Origin of the sequence: Bogoriella caseilytica, from assembly GCF_003752405.1 — a bacterium.
In the GTDB taxonomy this organism is placed as follows: Bacteria; Actinomycetota; Actinomycetes; order Actinomycetales; family Actinomycetaceae; genus Allobogoriella; species Allobogoriella caseilytica.
In genome coordinates this window covers 30,877-48,733 of sequence record NZ_RKHK01000001.1, presented here as the reverse complement: position 1 = coordinate 48,733, position 17,857 = coordinate 30,877, and the positions used below count along the sequence as shown (strand labels likewise).

The following is a 17,857-nucleotide window of genomic DNA, read 5'->3' as shown; positions in this document are numbered from 1 at the left end:
AGGTGGCGTTAGCGTCACCCTATGGAGATCGACGCGATTCAGGAGTGGCCGGCACAGTGGCTACGCGGACCGCTGCCGCTGTGTGTCCTGCGCGTGATCTCCCAGCACGCGCCGCTGCACGGCTACGCGATCACGCAGCGCCTCGAGGAAGCCGGCCTGGGCACCATCAAGGGCGGCACGCTCTATCCGCTGCTCGGCCGATTCGAGCGCGACGCGCTGGTCACCACCGAGTGGGTTGCTGGACCACATGGGCCGGCGAAGAAGGTCTACTCACTCACCGATCTGGGAGTCGAGCGCCTGCAGGCCGAGACGGAGCGATGGCTCCTGTTCAGCACGAGGACGTCAACACTCATCACGAGCGAGGGGGAGCACTCATGAGAACTCACCTGGAAGATCTGCACGCGCGCCTGCCACATGTGGAGCGTGAGTGGGCACAAGAGGTGATGACCGAGTTGGCACTCCGTGACGTCAGTGGCGAGCGCATCGGCGCCGCGCTGGCTGAGGTGGAGTCACACATGGCCGAGCGCGGTGGGGAGGTCCGTGAGGTCTTCGGTGACCCGCAGGAGTACGCGGCCGCGCTGAAGCTGCCCGATACCGAGAGGCTCAGCGGATGGCAGTGGGCGGGAGTGTGGCTGCCTGCCCTCCTGTTGTTCGCGGGGATGTCGGTGTTGCTGAACGCGGTGGTGGTCTCCTTGGGCGGGAGCGGCCTGCCGGTGCTCGCCACTGCGCTGGTGTTCGTGGTGTTCCTGGTCGCTGCCTTGGCGCTGGTCCGCTGTGGTCTCTTGCGTGTGATGGTCAAGCGCCCGGTGGCGAGCGTGGTCGTCCTGGCCCTCGTGCTCGCCGGGGTCGGGGTCGCGGTCTCTCTGCTCCCAGGCCCCAGCCTCGACCTCGACCCCTGGGTGTCCGTTCCCGCTGGCATCGTCCCCGTGGTCGCAGCGCTGCTCCTGCTGCATCGCATGCGACGCCGGGCGGACTCCCACGGAGTGCGGCTGCCCAGCGCCTGAGACACCGTCATGCGAGACGCACGGATCGCCGACCTCGCCGGTCGTGACAAGATCGAGTCATGCTCAGATGGACCACTGCCGGAGAGTCCCACGGCCAAGCCTTGATCGGCGTCATCGAAGGCGTCCCGGCGGGCGTGGAGATCACCACCGAGGAGATTCGCGCCGCCCTCGCCCGCAGGCGGCTCGGTTATGGCCGCGGCGCCCGCATGAAGTTCGAGAAGGACGAGGTGCGGGTGCTCAGTGGTGTCCGCCATGGTGTGGCCATGGGCGGGCCGATCGCGATTGAGATCGGCAACACCGAGTGGCCGAAGTGGGAGACGGTGATGTCTGCCGACCCGGTGGCACCCGAGGATCTCCTGGTTGACGCCGGCACGGGGGACGAGCGCGAGATCGCCCGTAACCGGGCCCTGACCCGGCCTCGCCCGGGCCATGCCGACCTGGTGGGCATGCAGAAGTATGCCGTGACTGATGCCCGACCGATCCTGGAGCGGGCCTCGGCACGCGAGACCGCCACCCGCGTGGCGCTGGGCACGGTGGCCGCCGCACTGCTGGAGCAGATCGCCGGCGTGCGGCTTGCCTCGCACGTGGTCAGTATCGGCACGGTCGCCGTCCCAGAGGAGGCGCCCATCCCCACCCCGGATGACGTGCCGCGACTGGACGCCGACCCCGTGCGCTGCCTGCACCCGGAGACCTCGGCGGCCATGGTGGCCGAGGTCGATGCCGCGAAGGCCGAGGGTGACACTCTCGGCGGAGTCGTCGAGGTCGTGGTGCACGGACTCCCGCCGGGCCTGGGTTCACATGTCTCGGCCGACCGGCGCCTCGACGCCCGGCTGGCGGGTGCGGTGATGTCGATCCAAGCCGTCAAGGGCGTGGAGATCGGCGACGGCTTCACCACAGCGCGCCGTCGAGGCTCGGCCGCTCACGACGAGATCCTCCGCGAGGGTGAACGGCTGACCCGGGCCACCAACCGCGCTGGCGGCACCGAGGGCGGCATGAGCAACGGCGACGTGCTGCGCGTCCGAGCTGCCATGAAGCCCATCTCCACCGTGCCGCGTGCCCTGCGCACCGTGGATGTCACCTCCGGTGAGGAGGCCACGGCGATCCACCAGCGCTCGGACGTGTGCGCTGTGCCGCCGGCGGCCGTGGTGGCCGAGGCGGTCGTCGCCCTCGTCGTCGCCGGCGCCCTGCTGGAGAAGACCGGCGGGGACTCGGTCTCCGAGGCCTCCCGGAACCTGCGCAGCTACCTCGAGGCCATCCCGGAGCACATGCGATGAGCGGGCCCCGGGCCATCCTGATCGGTCTGCCGGGGGCCGGGAAGTCCGAGGTGGGCAAGCGCCTGGCTCGCCGCCTGGGCGTGGACTTCCTCGACTCCGACGACCTCGTGGAACAGGCAGCAGGCCTGACCATTCCGCAGATCTTCTCCCACCGCGGTGAAGAGGCCTTCCGCGAGATCGAGCACACCGAGATCATGCGCGCCCTGGACACCCATGACGGCGTGCTCTCCCTGGGGGGCGGAGCGGTGCTCCACCCGGGCACTCGCGCCGCCCTGGCCGGGCGCCCGGTGGTGTATCTGCACGTGGACGCGCACGCCGCCTCCACCCGAGTGCGCGGCGATGGCTCCCGCCCGCTCCTGACCGGCGATCCCACGGTCAAGCTCGCTGAGCTGCGAGCGCAGCGGGCCCCGCTTTACACCGAGATCGCCGCGATTACGGTGGACACCTCACGGCGCAACCCACGCCAGGTGACCGTGGAGGTCGGCGCGCGGCTACCGCGTCGGGTGGAGGTCGGCCGGCCGGGTTCGGCCGGGTACTACGAGGTCACCATCGGCCCCGACCTGGCCGGCGCCGCCGCCCATGCCGTGGCCGAAGCCAGCGCTGTGCTCGTGGTCCATGCCCCTGCCGTCGCCACGCTTGCTCAACGCATCGCCGCCGAAGCTGGCGCGTCCGGCGTGCGGGTTGCCCTGCACGAGATGCCCGACGCGGAGGACGCGAAGTCCCTGGAGGCCCTGGCAGCGTTGTGGGATCGCCTCGGGGCGGAGAGGATCGGCCGCGATGGCGCCGTGATCGCCGTCGGCGGGGGAGCCACTACGGACGCCGCCGGCTTCGCGGCCGCCACCTGGCTGCGTGGCATCACACTGGTCAATGTGCCCACCACGGTGCTCGGCATGGTGGATGCCGCCGTGGGCGGCAAGACCGGCATCAACACCCCGCACGGCAAGAACCTCGCCGGTGCCTTCCACACCCCGGCCGCGGTGATCTGCGATCTCGACACCCTCGCCACCCTGCCCTGGGAGGATCTGCGCGCCGGGCTCGCCGAGGTGATCAAGTGCGGCTTCATCGCCGACCCGGAGATTCTGGAACTGCTGGAGAAGGCCCCGGGTGGGCCAGTGTCGGCCACCGAGCCCGCCTCCGGACTGCTCGCGGATCTCGTGGAACGGGCCGTGGCCGTCAAGGCCCGGGTGGTGGGGGAGGACCTCACCGAGCGCACCGGCGGTACCCGGGAGTTCCTCAACTACGGGCACACTTTTGCCCACGCGATCGAGAAGGTCGAGAACTATCGCTGGCGCCATGGTGAGGCCGTCTCGGTCGGCATGGTCTTCGCCGCCGAACTCGCGCGAGCCACCGGCCTGCTCGCCGAGGATCTCGCCGGGCGCCACCGCGCGGTGCTGGAGGCCCTCGGCCTGCCCACCGGTTACGCCGGCCCTGCCACGAAGGAGGAACTGCTCGCCGCGATGGCGGCGGACAAGAAGGTGCGAGCCGGAGTGCTGCGCTTCGTGCTGCTGGACGACCTTGCTCGCCCCCGCACCGTCACCGGTCCGGCCCCCGAGCACCTGGATGCCGCTTTCGCTGCGGTCCTGCCTACAGAGAGGAGCGCGCCATGAGCGCCTCGCCCGACCACCACGCCGGAGGCAGTGTCCCGCGCGTGGTCCTGCTCGGACCGCCCGGATCGGGCAAGACGGTCGTCGGTGCGCTGCTCGCTGAGGCACTGGCCGAGCCCTTCCACGACTCGGACGCGCTGCTGACCGAAAGCCACGGCGGCCCCACGGCCGATCTGCTCATCGAACGGGGGGAAGAAGAGTTCCGTCGTCTCGAGGCTGAGGCCGCCGAGGAAGCGCTCGCCCTCCCCGGAGTGGCCGCCCTGGGGTCAGGGGCTCTCGATCACGAGGCCACCGCCGAGCGAGTCGCCGCGCTGGGCGCCGCAGGCGCCGTGGTCGCCCACCTGGACGTCTCGCTCAGCGTCGCCGCAGCCCGGCTCGGGCTCAATGTGCCGCAGTCACCGGCGCTGGCCGGTACCCGCTCGCAGCTCGCCGCGATGGCCACGGCCCGCCGTCCCCGCTATGAGGCACGGGCCACCGTGGTGATCGATACCTCGGAGCTGAGCCCCGAAGAGGTCGTGGCGCGGCTCCGCGCCGCGATATCCTGACCGCCGCTCCATTTCCCACACGAAGGACGGATCTGCCTGATGGCGACGACCAACGACCTGAAGAACGGCACGGTACTCAAGATCGAGGGCCAGCTCCAGCAGGTGGTGGAGTTCCAGCATGTCAAGCCGGGCAAGGGCCCCGCCTTCGTGCGCACCAAGCTGAAGAACGTCATGAGCGGCAAGATCGTGGACAAGACGTTCAACGCTGGTATCAAGGTCGAGACCGCCACGGTGGACCGCCGTGACATGCAGTACCTGTACAACGACGGCAGCGACTTCATCTTCATGGACATGGAGACTTACGAGCAGATCCCGATCGCCCCCGAGGTGGTCGGTGACGCCGCGAAGTTCATGCTGGAGAACCACGAGGTCACCGTCGCCACCAACGAGGGCACGGTGCTCTTCATCGAGCTGCCCCCCTCGGTGGTGCTGGAGATCAGCTACACCGAACCGGGTCTGCAGGGTGACCGGTCCAATGCCGGCACCAAGCCCGCCACCCTGGAGACCGGCGCAGAGATCCAGGTGCCTCTCTTCCTCGACGTCGGCACCAAGGTCAAGGTCGACACCCGCGACGGCTCGTACCTCGGCCGCGTCAACGACTAGGCGGCACAGTCATGGCAGCACGCCGCCGGGCACGCCGTCGGGCACTCGATGTGCTCTTCGAAGCAGAACAGAAGGGCCTCCAGCGCCCGGACGAGGTTCTCGACCTGCTGCAGCAGCGCCGCGCGCACACGGCGGCCCAGGGCGACTTCCCCCTGTACGCGGAGGAGATCGTGGCCGGCGTCGTCGCCAAGCGCGAGCACATCGATGAGTTGCTCTCCACCTACGCGCAGGGGTGGACCCTGGACCGGATGCCGAGCGTCGACCGTTCGATCCTGCGCATGGGCTCCTGGGAGTTGCTGCACAACGACGACATCCCTGACGCCGTCGCGGTCTCCGAGGCGGTCGAACTCGCCGCAGAGCTCTCCACCGATGACTCGCCGACCTTCGTCAACGGCCTGCTCGGCCGGCTGCAGGAGCTCAAGCCCACACTGCTCTGAACGTCACGTTCGCGTGGCGCAGAACAGCCATACGCCTGCGATAGCATCGAGGCGACAACCGTCCTTTAAGTCCCGTCCCGTGAGGCGGGGAAGGAGGTCCCGTGGCTGGTTCACCCCAGGCCCGCGAGGTGCTCAGCGCCTCGGACATTTCGCGCTCCCTGACCCGGATCGCCCATGAGATCCTTGAGCGGAACCACGGCGCCGACGCCGTGACCCTGCTGGGGATCCCCACCCGCGGCCTCCCGCTGGCGCAGCGGCTTGCCGAACGCCTCGCCCGCACCGAGGCCAGTGGAGCGGTTCCGGTGGGTTCGCTGGATATCACCCCCTACCGCGATGATCTGCGCGACCAGCCCACCCGCACACTGGGCCGGACCGTGCTCCCGGACGAGGGCATCGACGGGCGTGTGGTGGTGCTCGTGGACGATGTGCTCTACTCCGGCCGCACCATCCGCGCCGCCCTGGATGCCCTCAGTGACTTGGGTCGGCCGGCAGCCGTGCAGCTCGCGGTGCTCGTGGACCGTGGGCATCGGCAATTGCCCATCCGGGCGGACTTCGTGGGCAAGAATCTGCCCACCTCGCGGGAGGAGCGCGTGGCCGTCCAGCTCGCCGAGATTGACGGGCAGGACGCGGTGACCATCTCATGAGGCACCTCATCTCGGCCGCAGAGATCAGCCATGACGAGGCCGTGCACATCCTGGACACCGCCGAGTCCATGGCGGCCACCCAGGGCCGGAGCATCAAGAAGCTGCCCACGCTGCGCGGGCAGACCGTGGTGAACCTTTTCTTCGAGGACTCCACCCGCACGCGCATCTCCTTCGAGGCCGCCGCCAAACGTCTCAGCGCCGATGTCATCAACTTCTCCGCCAAGGGTTCCAGCGTGTCCAAGGGCGAGTCCCTCAAGGACACCGCCCTGACCCTGCAGGCCATGGGCATCGACGGCGTCGTGATCCGCCACCACGACTCCGGCGCCCCGCACCGCCTGGCCCACGCCGGCTGGATCAACGTGCCGGTGCTCAACGCCGGCGACGGCACCCACCAGCATCCCACCCAAGCCCTGCTCGATGCCTTCACCTTGCGCCGCCAGCTTCACGCCGCGGCCGGGACCGTCGCCGATGATGCCGGCCCCGCATCGGAAGGCACGGACCTGGACGGGGCGCATGTGGCGATCGTGGGCGACGTGCTGCACTCCCGGGTGGCGCGCTCGAACATCCAGTTGCTGCACACCCTCGGTGCCCGGGTCTCCGTGGTCTCTCCGCCCACCCTGCTGCCAGTGGGCATGGAGTCCTGGCCCTGCGAGGTCTCCTACGACCTGGACGCGGTGCTCGCCGAGGGGCCGGACGCGGTCATGATGCTGCGGGTCCAGCGTGAACGGATGGGGGGAGGCGAGGCCGGCAGTCGCGGCTCCTTCTTCCCCTCACCGCACGAGTACCACCGCCGCTATGGGCTCGACGAGGCCCGGCTGGCCCGGCTGCTGGCCCACACGCCCCGTGCGGTGGTCATGCACCCCGGCCCGATGAACCGCGGGCTGGAGATCTCTTCCAGTGCCGCCGACTCACCTCGCTCAACGATCGTGCAACAAGTGGCCAACGGCGTCGCCGTGCGCATGGCCGTCCTCTACCTCCTCCTCGCTGGAGATGAAGGGATCTCGTGACTACCGCACCCACACTGATCACCGGTGCCCGCCTCCTCGACGGCGACGCCGCCGATGTGCTGCTCGCCGACGGCGTCATCGCGGCCATCGGACCGCAGGCACGCGCCGAGGTTCCAGCCGACATCGAGGTGGTCGAGGCCGACGGTCTCGTGGCTTTGCCCGGCCTGGTCGACCTGCACGTGCACCTGCGCGAGCCCGGCCGCGAGGACTCCGAGACGGTCCTGACCGGGACCCGCGCTGCCGCGGCCGGCGGTTTCACCGCCGTGCACGCGATGCCGAACACCACCCCCACTGCCGACACCGCCGGGGTGGTCGAGCAGGTGTGGAACCTGGGCCGCCAGGCCGGGTACGCCGACGTCTTCCCCATCGGGGCCGTCTCGGTGGGCCGCAAGGGGGAACAGCTCGCCGAACTCGGCGCGATGGCCTCCTCGGCGGCCGCGGTGCGGGTCTTCTCCGACGACGGCGACTGCGTGGCCGACCCGCTGCTGATGCGCCGGGCGCTGGAGTACGTCAAGGCCTTCGGGGGCGTCATCGCCCAGCACTCCCAGGATCCGCGCCTGACCCCCGGCGCGCAGATGCACGAGGGTGCGGTCTCTGCCGAGCTCGGCCTGCAGGGCTGGCCGGCGGTCGCTGAGGAGTCGATCATCGCCCGCGACGTCCTCCTGGCCCAGCACGTGGGCTCGCGCCTGCACGTCTGTCACCTCTCCACCGCAGGTTCGGTGGAGATCGTGCGCTGGGCCAAAGCCCGCGGCATCGACGTCACGGCCGAGGTCACCCCGCACCACCTCATCCTCACCGACGAGCTGGCCCGCACCTACGACCCCACCTACAAGGTCAACCCGCCCTTGCGCACGGCCGAGGATGTCGAGGCGGTGCGGGCCGGCCTGGCCGATGGCACGATCGACATCGTCGCCACCGACCACGCCCCGCACCCGTCCGAGGACAAGGACTGTGAGTGGCCGGCCGGTGCCATGGGCATGACCGGTCTGGAGACCGCGCTCAGCGTGGTCATCGAGACCATGGTCGAACCGGGCAGGCTGAGCTGGACCGATGTGGCGCGCGTGATGTCCGCCGCGCCGGCACGGATCGGTCAGACCACCGGACATGGCCGTCCGCTCGAGGTGGGGGAGCCGGCGAACCTGACGCTGGTCGATCCGGCTGCCCGCGTCACCGTCGAGGGTGCCGCCCACGTCACCCGATCCGAGAACACCCCCTTCGCCGGCCGGGAGCTCCCCGGCAAGGTGATGGCCACCTTCCTGCGCGGCCGGGCCACCGTGGCCGGCGGCGTCGTGGTGGAACGCGATGGCCGAGAGGAGCGCTCCGAACGATGAGCGAAGCAGAACAGACCACCGAGACGGCTGTGGCCGATGTGACCGCGCGGGCCACCCGCGGTGCCCGGCGTGAGCCCGCATTGCTGGTCCTCGAGGACGGCACCGTGATGCGCGGGAGCGCCTACGCGGCCCTGGGCCGCACCCTGGGTGAGATCGTGTTCTCCACCGGCATGACCGGCTACCAGGAGACCCTGACCGACCCCTCCTACCATCGCCAGATCGTGGTGATGACTGCCCCGCACATCGGCAACACCGGGGTGAACGACGAGGACCCGGAGTCCCACCGCATCTGGGTGGCCGGCTATGTGGTCCGCGACCCCGCCCGCCGCGCCTCGAACTGGCGCTCCCGCCGCGAGCTCGAGGACGAGCTCGCCGACCAGGGCGTGGTCGGCATCTGCGACGTCGACACCCGCGCCCTGACCCGGCATCTGCGAGACAAGGGCGTGATGCGGGCCGGCGTGTTCTCCGGCTCCGCTCTGCCGGCGGGCGCCGCTCACGGGGAGCCGAGCGAGCAGGCCCTGGGCGTCCTCCTGGATCTGGTCCGCGAGGCTCCTCCGATGGCGGGATCCGATCTTGCTCGCGAAGTGAGCACCGCGGATGCGTACACGGTTGAACCCAGCGGCGAGTATGCCGGCAAGGAGCCGGTAGCGACCGTGGCCGCCGTCGATCTCGGCATCAAGACGCGCACGCCCGCCCAGCTCGCCGAGCGCGGCGTGCGGGTGCACGTGCTGCCGCAGTCGGTCTCCCTCAGCGAGATCCTCGCGCTGGCTCCGGACGGCGTCTTCTTCTCCAACGGCCCCGGCGACCCGGAGGCGGCCACCCACGAGGTCGAGCTGCTGCGCGGCGTCCTCGACGAGAAGCTGCCCTTCTTCGGCATCTGCTTCGGTAACCAGCTCCTGGGTCGCGCCCTGGGATACGGCACTTACAAGCTCGACTTCGGCCACCGCGGCGTGAACCAGCCCGTGATGGACAAGGAGACCGGTCGGGTGGAGATCACCGCTCACAATCACGGCTTCGCCGTGGACGCTCCGGTGGACGCCCCCTCGGTCGCCCCCTACGACGGCGGGCGCTACGGCCGGGTGGAGGTCTCTCATGTGGGCTTGAACGACCAGGTCGTCGAAGGACTGCGCGCCCTCGACGTCCCCGCGTTCTCGGTGCAGTACCACCCCGAGGCCGCCGCCGGCCCACACGACGCCGAGCACCTCTTCGACCGTTTCGTGCGCCTGATGCGCGAGCAGAAGACCAGCAGCACGACCAGCCCGAGCAGCACGGAGGACCAGGCCTGATGGCGCGTCGCACAGATATCTCCAGCGTCCTGGTGATCGGCTCCGGGCCGATCGTCATCGGTCAGGCCGCCGAGTTCGACTACTCCGGCACCCAGGCCGTGCGGGTGCTGCGCGAGGAAGGCATTCGCGTCATCCTCGTCAACTCCAATCCCGCGACGATCATGACCGACCCGGAGATGGCCGACGCCACCTACGTCGAGCCCATCACTCCCGAGGTGGTCGCCACGATCATCGAGAAGGAGCGCCCCGACGCGCTCCTGCCCACCCTCGGTGGTCAGACGGCGCTGAACGCCGCGATCTCGCTGGCCAAGGCCGGGGTGCTGGAGAAGTACGGCGTGGAGCTGATCGGTGCCTCCATCGAGGCCATCGAGCTGGCGGAGGACCGCGACAAGTTCAAGGGCGTGGTCGAGCGGTGCGGCGCGGAGTCGGCGCGCTCGGCCATCGTGCATTCCTTGGAGGAGTGCCATGCCATCGCCGAGGAGCTCGGGTATCCGCTGGTGGTCCGCCCCTCCTTCACCATGGGCGGTCTCGGCTCGGGCCTGGCCTACAACGCCGAGGACCTCAACCGTATCGCCGGCGCCGGCCTGCATTACTCGCCGACCACCGAGGTGCTCCTGGAGGAGTCGATCCTGGGGTGGAAGGAGTTCGAGCTCGAGCTCATGCGCGACAAGCACGACAACGTCGTGGTCGTCTGCTCCATCGAGAATGTCGACCCGGTGGGCGTGCACACGGGTGACTCGATCACCGTGGCGCCGGCGCTGACCCTGACCGACCGTGAGTACCAGAAGATGCGCGACGTGGGCATCGCGGTCATCCGCGAGGTCGGCGTCGACACCGGTGGCTGCAATGTGCAGTTCGCGGTGGACCCGAAGACCGGGCGCGTCATTGTCATCGAGATGAATCCCCGAGTCTCGCGCTCCTCGGCGCTGGCCTCGAAGGCCACGGGATTCCCGATCGCCAAGATCGCGGCCCGCCTGGCCATCGGCTACACCCTGGACGAGATCCCCAACGACATCACCGGCTCCACGCCGGCGAGCTTCGAGCCCACCCTGGACTACGTGGTGGTCAAGATCCCGCGCTTCGCCTTCGAGAAGTTCCCCGCCGCGGATCCGACGCTGACCACCACGATGAAGTCGGTGGGCGAGGCGATGGCCTTGGGCAGGTCCTTCACCGAGGCGCTGCAGAAGGCCATGCGTTCCATCGACAAGGCAGGTAGTTCCTTCCACTGGGACGGGCCGGTTCCGGACGCCGAGGCACGCGCCGCGCTGCTCGAGGAGATCCGCACACCCACGGAGACCCGCCTGGTCGCGACCCAGCAGGCCCTGCGTGCCGGTGCCACGGTCGAGGACGTCCACGAGGCCACCGCGATCGACCCCTGGTTCCTGGATCAGATGCTGCTCATCGAGGAGGTGGCCGAGGAGATCCGCACCGCGCCGGCTCTCGGTGCCGAGGTCCTCCGCCTGGCCAAGCGGCACGGCTTCTCCGACGCTCAGATCGGGCGCCTGCGCGGGCTGGGGGAGACGGCCGTGCGCGAGGTCCGTCACGCTTACGGGCTGCGCCCGGTGTACAAGACGGTGGATACCTGCGCCGCCGAGTTCGCCGCGCTGACCCCGTACCACTACTCGGCCTACGACACCGAGACCGAGGTACGCCCACGCGAGCGCGAAGCGGTGATCATCCTCGGCTCTGGCCCGAACCGTATCGGTCAGGGCATCGAGTTCGACTACTCCTGCGTGCACGCCACCATGACCCTCGCCGGGCGCTACGAGACCGTGATGGTCAACTGCAACCCGGAAACGGTCTCGACCGACTACGACATCTCGGACCGCCTGTATTTCGAGCCCCTCACCTTCGAGGATGTGCTCGAGATCTATCACGCCGAGCTCGAGGCCGGCCCGGTGGCCGGTGTCATCGTCCAGCTCGGCGGGCAGACACCCCTCTCCCTTGCGCAACGGCTGGCTGATGCCGGCGTCCCGATCATGGGCACCAGCCCGGAGTCGATCGATATGGCTGAGGACCGCGGACGCTTCGGCGCCGTGCTGCGCACGGCCGGGCTGCCCGCGCCAGCGTACGGCACAGCCACCTCGGACGCCGAGGCCGTGGCGGTAGCTGCCGATATCGGCTACCCCGTGCTGGTGCGCCCCTCGTACGTGCTCGGCGGGCGTGGCATGGAGATCGTCTATGACGAGCCCGGCCTGCACGACTACCTCGCCCGGGTCGCCGCTGAGGCTGCCCGGCACGGCGGAGACGTCGCCCATCCGGACGCGCCCCTGCTGCTGGACCGCTTCCTGGACGACGCCGTGGAGATCGACGTCGACGCGCTCTACGATGGCACCGAGCTTTTCCTCGGCGGCGTGATGGAGCACATCGAGGAGGCCGGAATCCATTCCGGTGACTCCGCCTGCGTGCTGCCGGCCGTGACCCTCTCGCAGGCCGAGATCGACCGGATCCGTGTCTCGACCGAGGCCATCGCGGCCGGCGTGGGCGTGCGTGGGTTGCTCAACATCCAGTTCGCGCTGGTCTCGGATGTCCTCCATGTCATCGAGGCGAACCCTCGCGCCTCACGGACGGTGCCCTTCGTGGCCAAGGCGACCGGTGTGCCGCTGGCGAAGGCCGCCTCGCGGATCATGGCGGGCGAGACCATCGCCGAGTTGCGCGCCGAGGGCGTCCTGCCACGGAAGGACGGCGCGGTCATCGACACCGATGACCCCCTGGCCGTCAAGGAGGCAGTGCTGCCCTTCAAGCGTTTCGCCACTCCTGAGGGCCTGATCGTGGACACCTTGCTCGGCCCGGAGATGCGCTCCACCGGCGAGGTGATGGGCTTCGACACCACCTTCCCGGCGGCCTTCGCCAAATCCCAGTCCGCGGCCTACGGCGGGTTGCCCACCTCGGGGCGGGTCTTCGTCTCGGTGGCCGATCGCGACAAGCGCTCGATCGTCTTCCCGGTGGCGCGGCTGGTCGAGCTCGGTTTCGAGGTGCTCGCCACCGCCGGCACCGCCACTGTGCTGCGCCGGCACGGCATCGAGGCGACGGTGGTGCGCAAGAACAGCGAAGGTCGCGGGCCGGACGGCGAACCGACCATCATCGATCGGATCTCCGCCCGAGAGGTGGACATGGTGCTGAACACCCCCAACGGTCAGGGGGCACGCGCCGACGGTTACGAGATCCGGGCCGCCACAACGGCCGCGGACCGGCCGATCGTGACCACGGTCCAGGAGTTCTCTGCCGCGGTGCTCGCCATCGAGACGGTGCGCTCCGGGCCCTTCTCGGTCGGCAGCCTGCAGCACCATGATGCCGCCCGGGCGGCTCGCCGCCTGGCTCAGGCGTGAGCGTGCACGGCTCCGGTGGTCCCGGCTTCGGCGATCGGCTGGCGGCGGCCATCGAGGACTGCGGCCCGGTGTGCGTGGGCATCGATCCGCATCCGCAGCTGCTGCAGGCCTGGGGGCTGAGCGCGGACGGCGCCGGCCTGCGTGACTTCGGCCGCATGGTCGTCGAGCGCGTGGCGGGCACGGTTGCCGCGATCAAACCCCAGTCTGCCTTCTTCGAGGAGTACGGCTCCGAGGGGATCGCGGCTCTGGAGCACATCCTGGCTGCGGCCCGTGACGCGGGCGTGCTCAGTGTGCTGGATGTCAAGCGCGGTGACATCGGCTCCACCATGGGCGGCTATGCCCGTGCCTACCTGGGGGACCGGTCGCCGCTGCGCGCCGATGCCATCACGGTGAGCCCTTACCTCGGCTACGAGTCGCTGCGCCCGGCCCTGGACCTGGCGCATGAGAACGGCCGGGGGGTCTTCGTCCTCGCGCTGACGTCTAATCCGGAGGCGCGCGAGCTCCAGCGTGAGGTAGCCGGGAAGATCGTGGCCGCGGCCGCTCACGAGAACGCTGCCCGCCCCGGTCGGCTGCTGGGCTCGGTGGGCCTGGTGGTCGGCGCGACGATCGGCTCAGCCGCAGAGGATCTCGGTATCGATCTGGCCACTGTCGGCGGGCCCATGCTCGCCCCCGGGGTCGGTGCCCAGGGCGCCGGTGCTGCGGAGATCGCTGGGGTGTTCGGCGAGGCTGTCCCGTTCGTGCTGGCCTCCTCCTCCCGGGGGTTGCTGCAGGCCGGTCCCGATGGTCTGCGCGCCGCTGCGGCGGAACTCACGTCGGCTCTGCGGGCTCAGACGTGAGAAGCTCGGTGGCGCAGCCACTCGTGCTGGATATTGCCCTGGACGCGCCAAGCTCGGTAGCGTCCTGCCACCCCCTGATTCTGCGAACCGACGAGGTGACAGCAGTGCCGCTCCCGCCGTTGACACCAGAGCAGCGCACCCAAGCGCTCGAGAAGGCCGCCGCCGCGCGGGCCACCCGTGCGGAGGTGAAGAACAAGCTGAAGTACTCCCAGCTCAAGCTTTCCGATGTGCTTGACCAGGCCAAGTCCGACGAGGCACTGAGCAAGCTCAAGGTCGTCTCGCTGCTGGAATCCCTTCCCGGTATCGGCAAGGCCACCGCGCGTTCGGTCATGGCCGAGGTGGGCATCTCCGAGGCGCGCCGGGTGCGCGGGCTGGGCCCGCACCAGAGCACCGCGCTCGTCGAGCGCTTCGGGTGAACCGCCTCCCGCCTGAGGTGAGCGGCGAGCCTGAGACTGCGTCGCCCGACGTGGCCCCTGCCCGGCTGACCGTGCTCTCCGGCCCCACCGCCGTCGGTAAGGGCACCGTGATGGCCGCGATGCGCCGCCGCGCACCCGAGGTGTGGATCTCGGTCTCGGCGACCACGCGGCCGGCGCGGCCCGGCGAGGTCGATGGCGTGCACTACCTCTTCCTCACCGAGGAGCGTTTCACCGAGCTGGCCGAGACCGGCCGCATGCTGGAGTGGGCCGTGGTGCACGGCCGCCACCGGTACGGCACGCTCCGCGAGCCCGTGGAGGAGATGCTGCGCACTGGCCGCCCGGTCTTCCTCGAGCTCGATCTGCAGGGTGCGCGCCAAGTGCGCGAGGCGATGCCGGACTGCCAACTGGTTTTCCTCGCTCCGCCCTCCTGGGAGGAGATGGTCCGCCGCCTCACCCACCGCGGCACCGAAACCGCCGAGGAGCGCGAACGGCGGCTGGTCACCGCCCGCGAGGAGATGGCCGCGGCTGGGGAGTTCGATCACGTCGTCGTCAACGACGATGTCGAGCGGGCCACGGACGAGGTGCTGCGTCTCATGGGCGTGGACACCCGCGGAATGGCGTCGGACGGCTAGACTGCTGATATGTACGGAACCGTTGCCGCCCCCGAGGGCATCACCGACCCACCCATTGACGACCTGCTCGACAAGGTCGACTCGAAGTACGCCCTGGTGATCTATGCCTCCAAGCGCGCCCGGCAGATCAACACGTACAACGCTCAGCTGCAGGAAGGCCTGCTGGAGTTCGTCGGCCCGCTGGTGCCGTCGGCCCAGGAGGACAAGTCCTTGTCCATCTCCTTGCGCGAGATCTCCGAGGGCATGCTGACCATCACCTCCTCCGAGGAGCACGCCGCAGCTCAGGCGCAGCGTTTCGCCGCCGCCGAGGAGCAGTCCGCAGAGCTTCCTGCCGAGCTGGACCCCAGCGCGGAACTCGACGCACCCACCGAGGCCTGAGCACCAGCTCCCCGGTGCACTGACCGCCCCGCTCTGACGTGTCACGCATCCTGCTCGGTGTCGCCGGTGGGATCGCGGCGTACAAGGCCGTCCACCTGCTGCGCCTGTTGCGTGAGGCGGGGCACCGCGTACGGGTCATCCCCACGGTCGCAGCTCTGGAGTTCGTCGGTGCCCCCACCTGGGAGGCGATCTCGGGGGAGCCCGTGCGCACGGGCGTGTTCGAGGGCGCCGCAGAGGTCGATCACGTCGCCCTGGGCCGTGAGGCGGAGCTCGTCGTCGTGGCCCCGGCCACCGCGAACCTGCTGGCCCGCGCCGCCGCAGGGATGAGCGACGACCTGCTCACCGCCTCACTGCTGACGGCGCGCTGCCCGGTGCTGCTCGCCCCGGCGATGCACACCGAGATGTGGGAACACCCCGCCACCATCGCGAACGTGGCCACCCTGCGCGAGCGCGGAGTCGAGATCCTCGACCCGGCAGTCGGCCGCTTGACCGGCTCCGATACCGGTGCCGGGCGTCTGCCCGAGCCCGAGGCGCTTGCCGCTGCGGCTCTTGGCCTGCTGCGTGAACAGGACCTCGCCGGACGGCACGTGGTGATCTCCGCCGGTGGGACGCGAGAGGCTCTCGACCCCGTGCGCTACCTGGGGAACCGGTCCACCGGCCGGCAGGGCGTGGCCCTGGCCGAGGCTGCTGCCGCACGCGGTGCACGGGTCTCGCTCGTTGCCGCTGGCGTCGAGACCTCGCTGCTGCCGCGCCATCCACGGATCACCGTCACGGCTGTGGAGAGTGCTACCGAGCTCGCCGCCGAGGTGCGGGCGGCGGGCAGCGATGCGGACGCGATCGTCATGGCAGCGGCCGTGGCCGACTACCGCCCCGCCGGGCGCCTGGGCCACAAGCTGAAGAAGCAGGCCTCGGCTGCTACGCGGGGCATCGAGCTGGTGGAGAACCCGGACATCCTCGCCTCGCTGGTCGCCGAGCGGCCCGTTGCCGGGCAGGTCATCGTGGGATTCGCCGCCGAGACCGGCGATGAGGCCGGTAGCGTGCTCGACCACGGGCGTGCCAAGGCCCGGCGCAAGGGGGCCGACCTGCTCGCGGTCAACGAGGTGGGCACCGCGCGCGGCTTCGGTGATGTTCCCAACAGCGTGACCATCCTGGACGCCACCGGTGACGTGCTTGCCACAGCCTCCGGTTCCAAGGCCGACGTGGCACACGCCCTCCTGGATGCCGTCTCAGTGCGCTTTCCCACGGCCTGAGCGACGCCGCTCACGATCCGAGGCAGCCCCGGAACCGGCCCGCACGATGTCGGAGGCGCCGTCTACCATCGCCGGGTGACCACTAATCAGTTCACTTCCGAGTCCGTCACCGAAGGCCACCCGGACAAGATCTGCGACCGGATCTCCGACACCATCCTCGACGCCATGCTTGAGCAGGATCCCGCTGCACGTGTGGCGGTCGAGACGATGGTGACCACCGGCCTGGTCCATGTGGCCGGCGAGGTCACTACGGAGGCCTATGTAGAGATCCCGGAACTGGTCCGCGACGTCGTGCGCAGCATCGGCTACACCTCTTCGGAGATCGGCTTCGACGGTTCCTCCTGTGGGGTGTCGGTTTCGATCGGGCAACAGTCGGCGGAGATCGCCACCGGCGTGAACTCCTCGGAGGAGAAGCGCACCGGCACGGATTACGGGGATCCATTGGATGACCAGGGCGCCGGCGACCAGGGACTGATGTTCGGGTACGCGGCCGCCGAGACACCCACGCTGATGCCCGTGCCGATTTACCTGGCGCACCGGCTCGCGGAGCGCCTGGCCCACGTGCGGCGGGCCGGGATCGTCGGCGGACTGCGTCCGGACGGCAAGACCCAGGTCACGATCGGTTATGAGGGAGACCGCGCCGTCTCGCTGGACACGGTGGTGCTGTCCACCCAGCACGTGGCCGACAAGGACCAGGGTGATCTTGCCGAGCAGGTCCGCGCCGAGATCCTCACCCCGGTGCTCGAGAGCGCCGAGCTGGACCTCGACGTCTCTGATGTGCGTCTGCTGGTCAACCCGACCGGCACCTTCGTGATCGGCGGGCCCATGGGCGATGCCGGGCTCACCGGCCGCAAGATCATCGTGGACACCTACGGGGGAATGGCACGACACGGCGGCGGAGCCTTCTCGGGCAAGGACCCCTCCAAGGTGGACCGCTCCGCGGCCTACGCCATGCGCTGGGTGGCCAAGAATGTGGTGGCTGCCGGCTTGGCGAAGCGCTGCGAGGTTCAGGTGGCCTACGCCATCGGCCGTGCCCATCCGGTCGGTCTGCACGTGGACACCTTCGGCACGCACACCGTGCCGGTGGACCGCATCAGCCACGCCATCCGCGAGGTCTTCGATCTGCGTCCGGCCGCACTGGTGCGCGATCTGGACCTGTTGCGCCCGATCTACGCACAGACCTCGGCCTACGGTCACTTCGGCCGTGAGCTGCCGGACTTCACGTGGGAACGCACCGACCGTGCTGAGGCGCTGCGAGCGGCCGCCGGGATGGCCTGAGGT

18 protein-coding genes are annotated in these 17,857 nt (G+C 69.8%); all 18 read left to right on the top strand.

Features of this window, described 5'->3' with window-relative positions; translation table 11 throughout:
* Positions 1 to 21 precede the first annotated feature (21 nt).
* The 18 genes from EDD31_RS00220 (at position 22) to metK (ending at position 17,854) form a co-directional block, all read left to right on the top strand.
* Positions 22 to 378: a PadR family transcriptional regulator gene (locus EDD31_RS00220; protein ID WP_123302393.1), complete on the top strand. Its 357-nt coding sequence runs from the start codon at positions 22 to 24 to the stop codon at positions 376 to 378.
* Positions 375 to 1,004 carry a hypothetical protein gene (locus EDD31_RS00215; protein ID WP_123302392.1) on the top strand — a complete coding sequence of 210 codons (630 nt, stop codon included), beginning with the start codon at positions 375 to 377 and terminating at the stop codon, positions 1,002 to 1,004. The genes EDD31_RS00220 and EDD31_RS00215 overlap by 4 nt, the downstream gene beginning before the upstream one ends.
* A gap of 59 nt (positions 1,005 to 1,063) precedes the next feature.
* Positions 1,064 to 2,278 (top strand): chorismate synthase, encoded by a 1,215-nt coding sequence (aroC, locus tag EDD31_RS00210; RefSeq protein WP_123302391.1) that lies wholly within the window; start codon positions 1,064 to 1,066, stop codon positions 2,276 to 2,278.
* Positions 2,275 to 3,885, top strand: coding sequence for a 3-dehydroquinate synthase (gene aroB, locus EDD31_RS00205; RefSeq protein ID WP_123302390.1), 1,611 nt, complete (start codon positions 2,275 to 2,277; stop codon positions 3,883 to 3,885). The genes aroC and aroB overlap by 4 nt, the downstream gene beginning before the upstream one ends.
* The gene (locus tag EDD31_RS00200) at positions 3,882 to 4,427 is read left to right on the top strand and encodes a shikimate kinase (protein WP_123302389.1); all 546 of its coding nucleotides are present in this window, start codon (positions 3,882 to 3,884) and stop codon (positions 4,425 to 4,427) included. Before aroB ends, EDD31_RS00200 begins: the two co-directional genes overlap by 4 nt.
* A gap of 39 nt (positions 4,428 to 4,466) precedes the next feature.
* On the top strand, positions 4,467 to 5,030 hold the full coding sequence (efp, locus tag EDD31_RS00195; RefSeq protein WP_123302388.1) for an elongation factor P: 564 nt from the start codon (positions 4,467 to 4,469) through the stop codon (positions 5,028 to 5,030).
* Between the two features lie 11 nt (positions 5,031 to 5,041).
* Positions 5,042 to 5,467 carry a transcription antitermination factor NusB gene (gene nusB / locus EDD31_RS00190; protein WP_123302387.1) on the top strand — a complete coding sequence of 142 codons (426 nt, stop codon included), beginning with the start codon at positions 5,042 to 5,044 and terminating at the stop codon, positions 5,465 to 5,467.
* 101 nt (positions 5,468 to 5,568) lie between these two features.
* Positions 5,569 to 6,111: a bifunctional pyr operon transcriptional regulator/uracil phosphoribosyltransferase PyrR gene (gene pyrR, locus EDD31_RS00185; RefSeq protein ID WP_123302386.1), complete on the top strand. Its 543-nt coding sequence runs from the start codon at positions 5,569 to 5,571 to the stop codon at positions 6,109 to 6,111.
* Entirely contained in the window at positions 6,108 to 7,118 is a 1,011-nt protein-coding gene (locus tag EDD31_RS00180) for an aspartate carbamoyltransferase catalytic subunit (protein ID WP_123302385.1), read from the top strand. Before pyrR ends, EDD31_RS00180 begins: the two co-directional genes overlap by 4 nt.
* On the top strand, positions 7,115 to 8,449 hold the full coding sequence (locus tag EDD31_RS00175; protein WP_123302384.1) for a dihydroorotase: 1,335 nt from the start codon (positions 7,115 to 7,117) through the stop codon (positions 8,447 to 8,449). The genes EDD31_RS00180 and EDD31_RS00175 overlap by 4 nt, the downstream gene beginning before the upstream one ends.
* A 107-nt stretch (positions 8,450 to 8,556) precedes the next feature.
* The gene (gene carA, locus EDD31_RS00170; RefSeq protein ID WP_245991250.1) at positions 8,557 to 9,735 is read left to right on the top strand and encodes a glutamine-hydrolyzing carbamoyl-phosphate synthase small subunit; all 1,179 of its coding nucleotides are present in this window, start codon (positions 8,557 to 8,559) and stop codon (positions 9,733 to 9,735) included.
* Positions 9,735 to 13,064, top strand: a complete 3,330-nt coding sequence (gene carB, locus EDD31_RS00165; RefSeq protein ID WP_123302382.1) for a carbamoyl-phosphate synthase large subunit — start codon at positions 9,735 to 9,737, stop codon at positions 13,062 to 13,064. Before carA ends, carB begins: the two co-directional genes overlap by 1 nt.
* A complete protein-coding gene (gene pyrF / locus EDD31_RS00160; protein ID WP_123302381.1) occupies positions 13,061 to 13,900 on the top strand; it encodes an orotidine-5'-phosphate decarboxylase in 840 nt (279 codons plus the stop codon). Before carB ends, pyrF begins: the two co-directional genes overlap by 4 nt.
* A 104-nt stretch (positions 13,901 to 14,004) precedes the next feature.
* Positions 14,005 to 14,316, top strand: a complete 312-nt coding sequence (mihF, locus tag EDD31_RS00155; RefSeq protein WP_123304885.1) for an integration host factor, actinobacterial type — start codon at positions 14,005 to 14,007, stop codon at positions 14,314 to 14,316.
* Entirely contained in the window at positions 14,313 to 14,948 is a 636-nt protein-coding gene (gene gmk / locus EDD31_RS00150) for a guanylate kinase (protein WP_245990689.1), read from the top strand. Before mihF ends, gmk begins: the two co-directional genes overlap by 4 nt.
* 9 nt (positions 14,949 to 14,957) lie before the next feature.
* On the top strand, positions 14,958 to 15,326 hold the full coding sequence (gene rpoZ, locus EDD31_RS00145) for a DNA-directed RNA polymerase subunit omega (protein ID WP_123302380.1): 369 nt from the start codon (positions 14,958 to 14,960) through the stop codon (positions 15,324 to 15,326).
* Positions 15,327 to 15,364: 38 nt separating this feature from the next.
* The gene (gene coaBC, locus EDD31_RS00140) at positions 15,365 to 16,576 is read left to right on the top strand and encodes a bifunctional phosphopantothenoylcysteine decarboxylase/phosphopantothenate--cysteine ligase CoaBC (RefSeq protein WP_211336010.1); all 1,212 of its coding nucleotides are present in this window, start codon (positions 15,365 to 15,367) and stop codon (positions 16,574 to 16,576) included.
* 75 nt (positions 16,577 to 16,651) lie between these two features.
* Positions 16,652 to 17,854, top strand: coding sequence for a methionine adenosyltransferase (gene metK / locus EDD31_RS00135; RefSeq protein ID WP_123302379.1), 1,203 nt, complete (start codon positions 16,652 to 16,654; stop codon positions 17,852 to 17,854).
* Positions 17,855 to 17,857 lie beyond the last annotated feature (3 nt).

Bases quoted from the DNA above. Each gene is read 5' to 3' on its own strand.
- EDD31_RS00220 (WP_123302393.1), top strand. From the start codon at position 22: ATGGAGATCGACGCGATTCAGGAGTGGCCGGCACAGTGGCTACGCGGA.
- EDD31_RS00215 (WP_123302392.1), top strand. From the start codon at position 375: ATGAGAACTCACCTGGAAGATCTGCACGCGCGCCTGCCACATGTGGAG.
- aroC (WP_123302391.1), top strand. From the start codon at position 1,064: ATGCTCAGATGGACCACTGCCGGAGAGTCCCACGGCCAAGCCTTGATC.
- aroB (WP_123302390.1), top strand. From the start codon at position 2,275: ATGAGCGGGCCCCGGGCCATCCTGATCGGTCTGCCGGGGGCCGGGAAG.
- EDD31_RS00200 (WP_123302389.1), top strand. From the start codon at position 3,882: ATGAGCGCCTCGCCCGACCACCACGCCGGAGGCAGTGTCCCGCGCGTG.
- efp (WP_123302388.1), top strand. From the start codon at position 4,467: ATGGCGACGACCAACGACCTGAAGAACGGCACGGTACTCAAGATCGAG.
- nusB (WP_123302387.1), top strand. From the start codon at position 5,042: ATGGCAGCACGCCGCCGGGCACGCCGTCGGGCACTCGATGTGCTCTTC.
- EDD31_RS00180 (WP_123302385.1), top strand. From the start codon at position 6,108: ATGAGGCACCTCATCTCGGCCGCAGAGATCAGCCATGACGAGGCCGTG.
- carA (WP_245991250.1), top strand. From the start codon at position 8,557: ATGCGCGGGAGCGCCTACGCGGCCCTGGGCCGCACCCTGGGTGAGATC.
- carB (WP_123302382.1), top strand. From the start codon at position 9,735: ATGGCGCGTCGCACAGATATCTCCAGCGTCCTGGTGATCGGCTCCGGG.
- rpoZ (WP_123302380.1), top strand. From the start codon at position 14,958: ATGTACGGAACCGTTGCCGCCCCCGAGGGCATCACCGACCCACCCATT.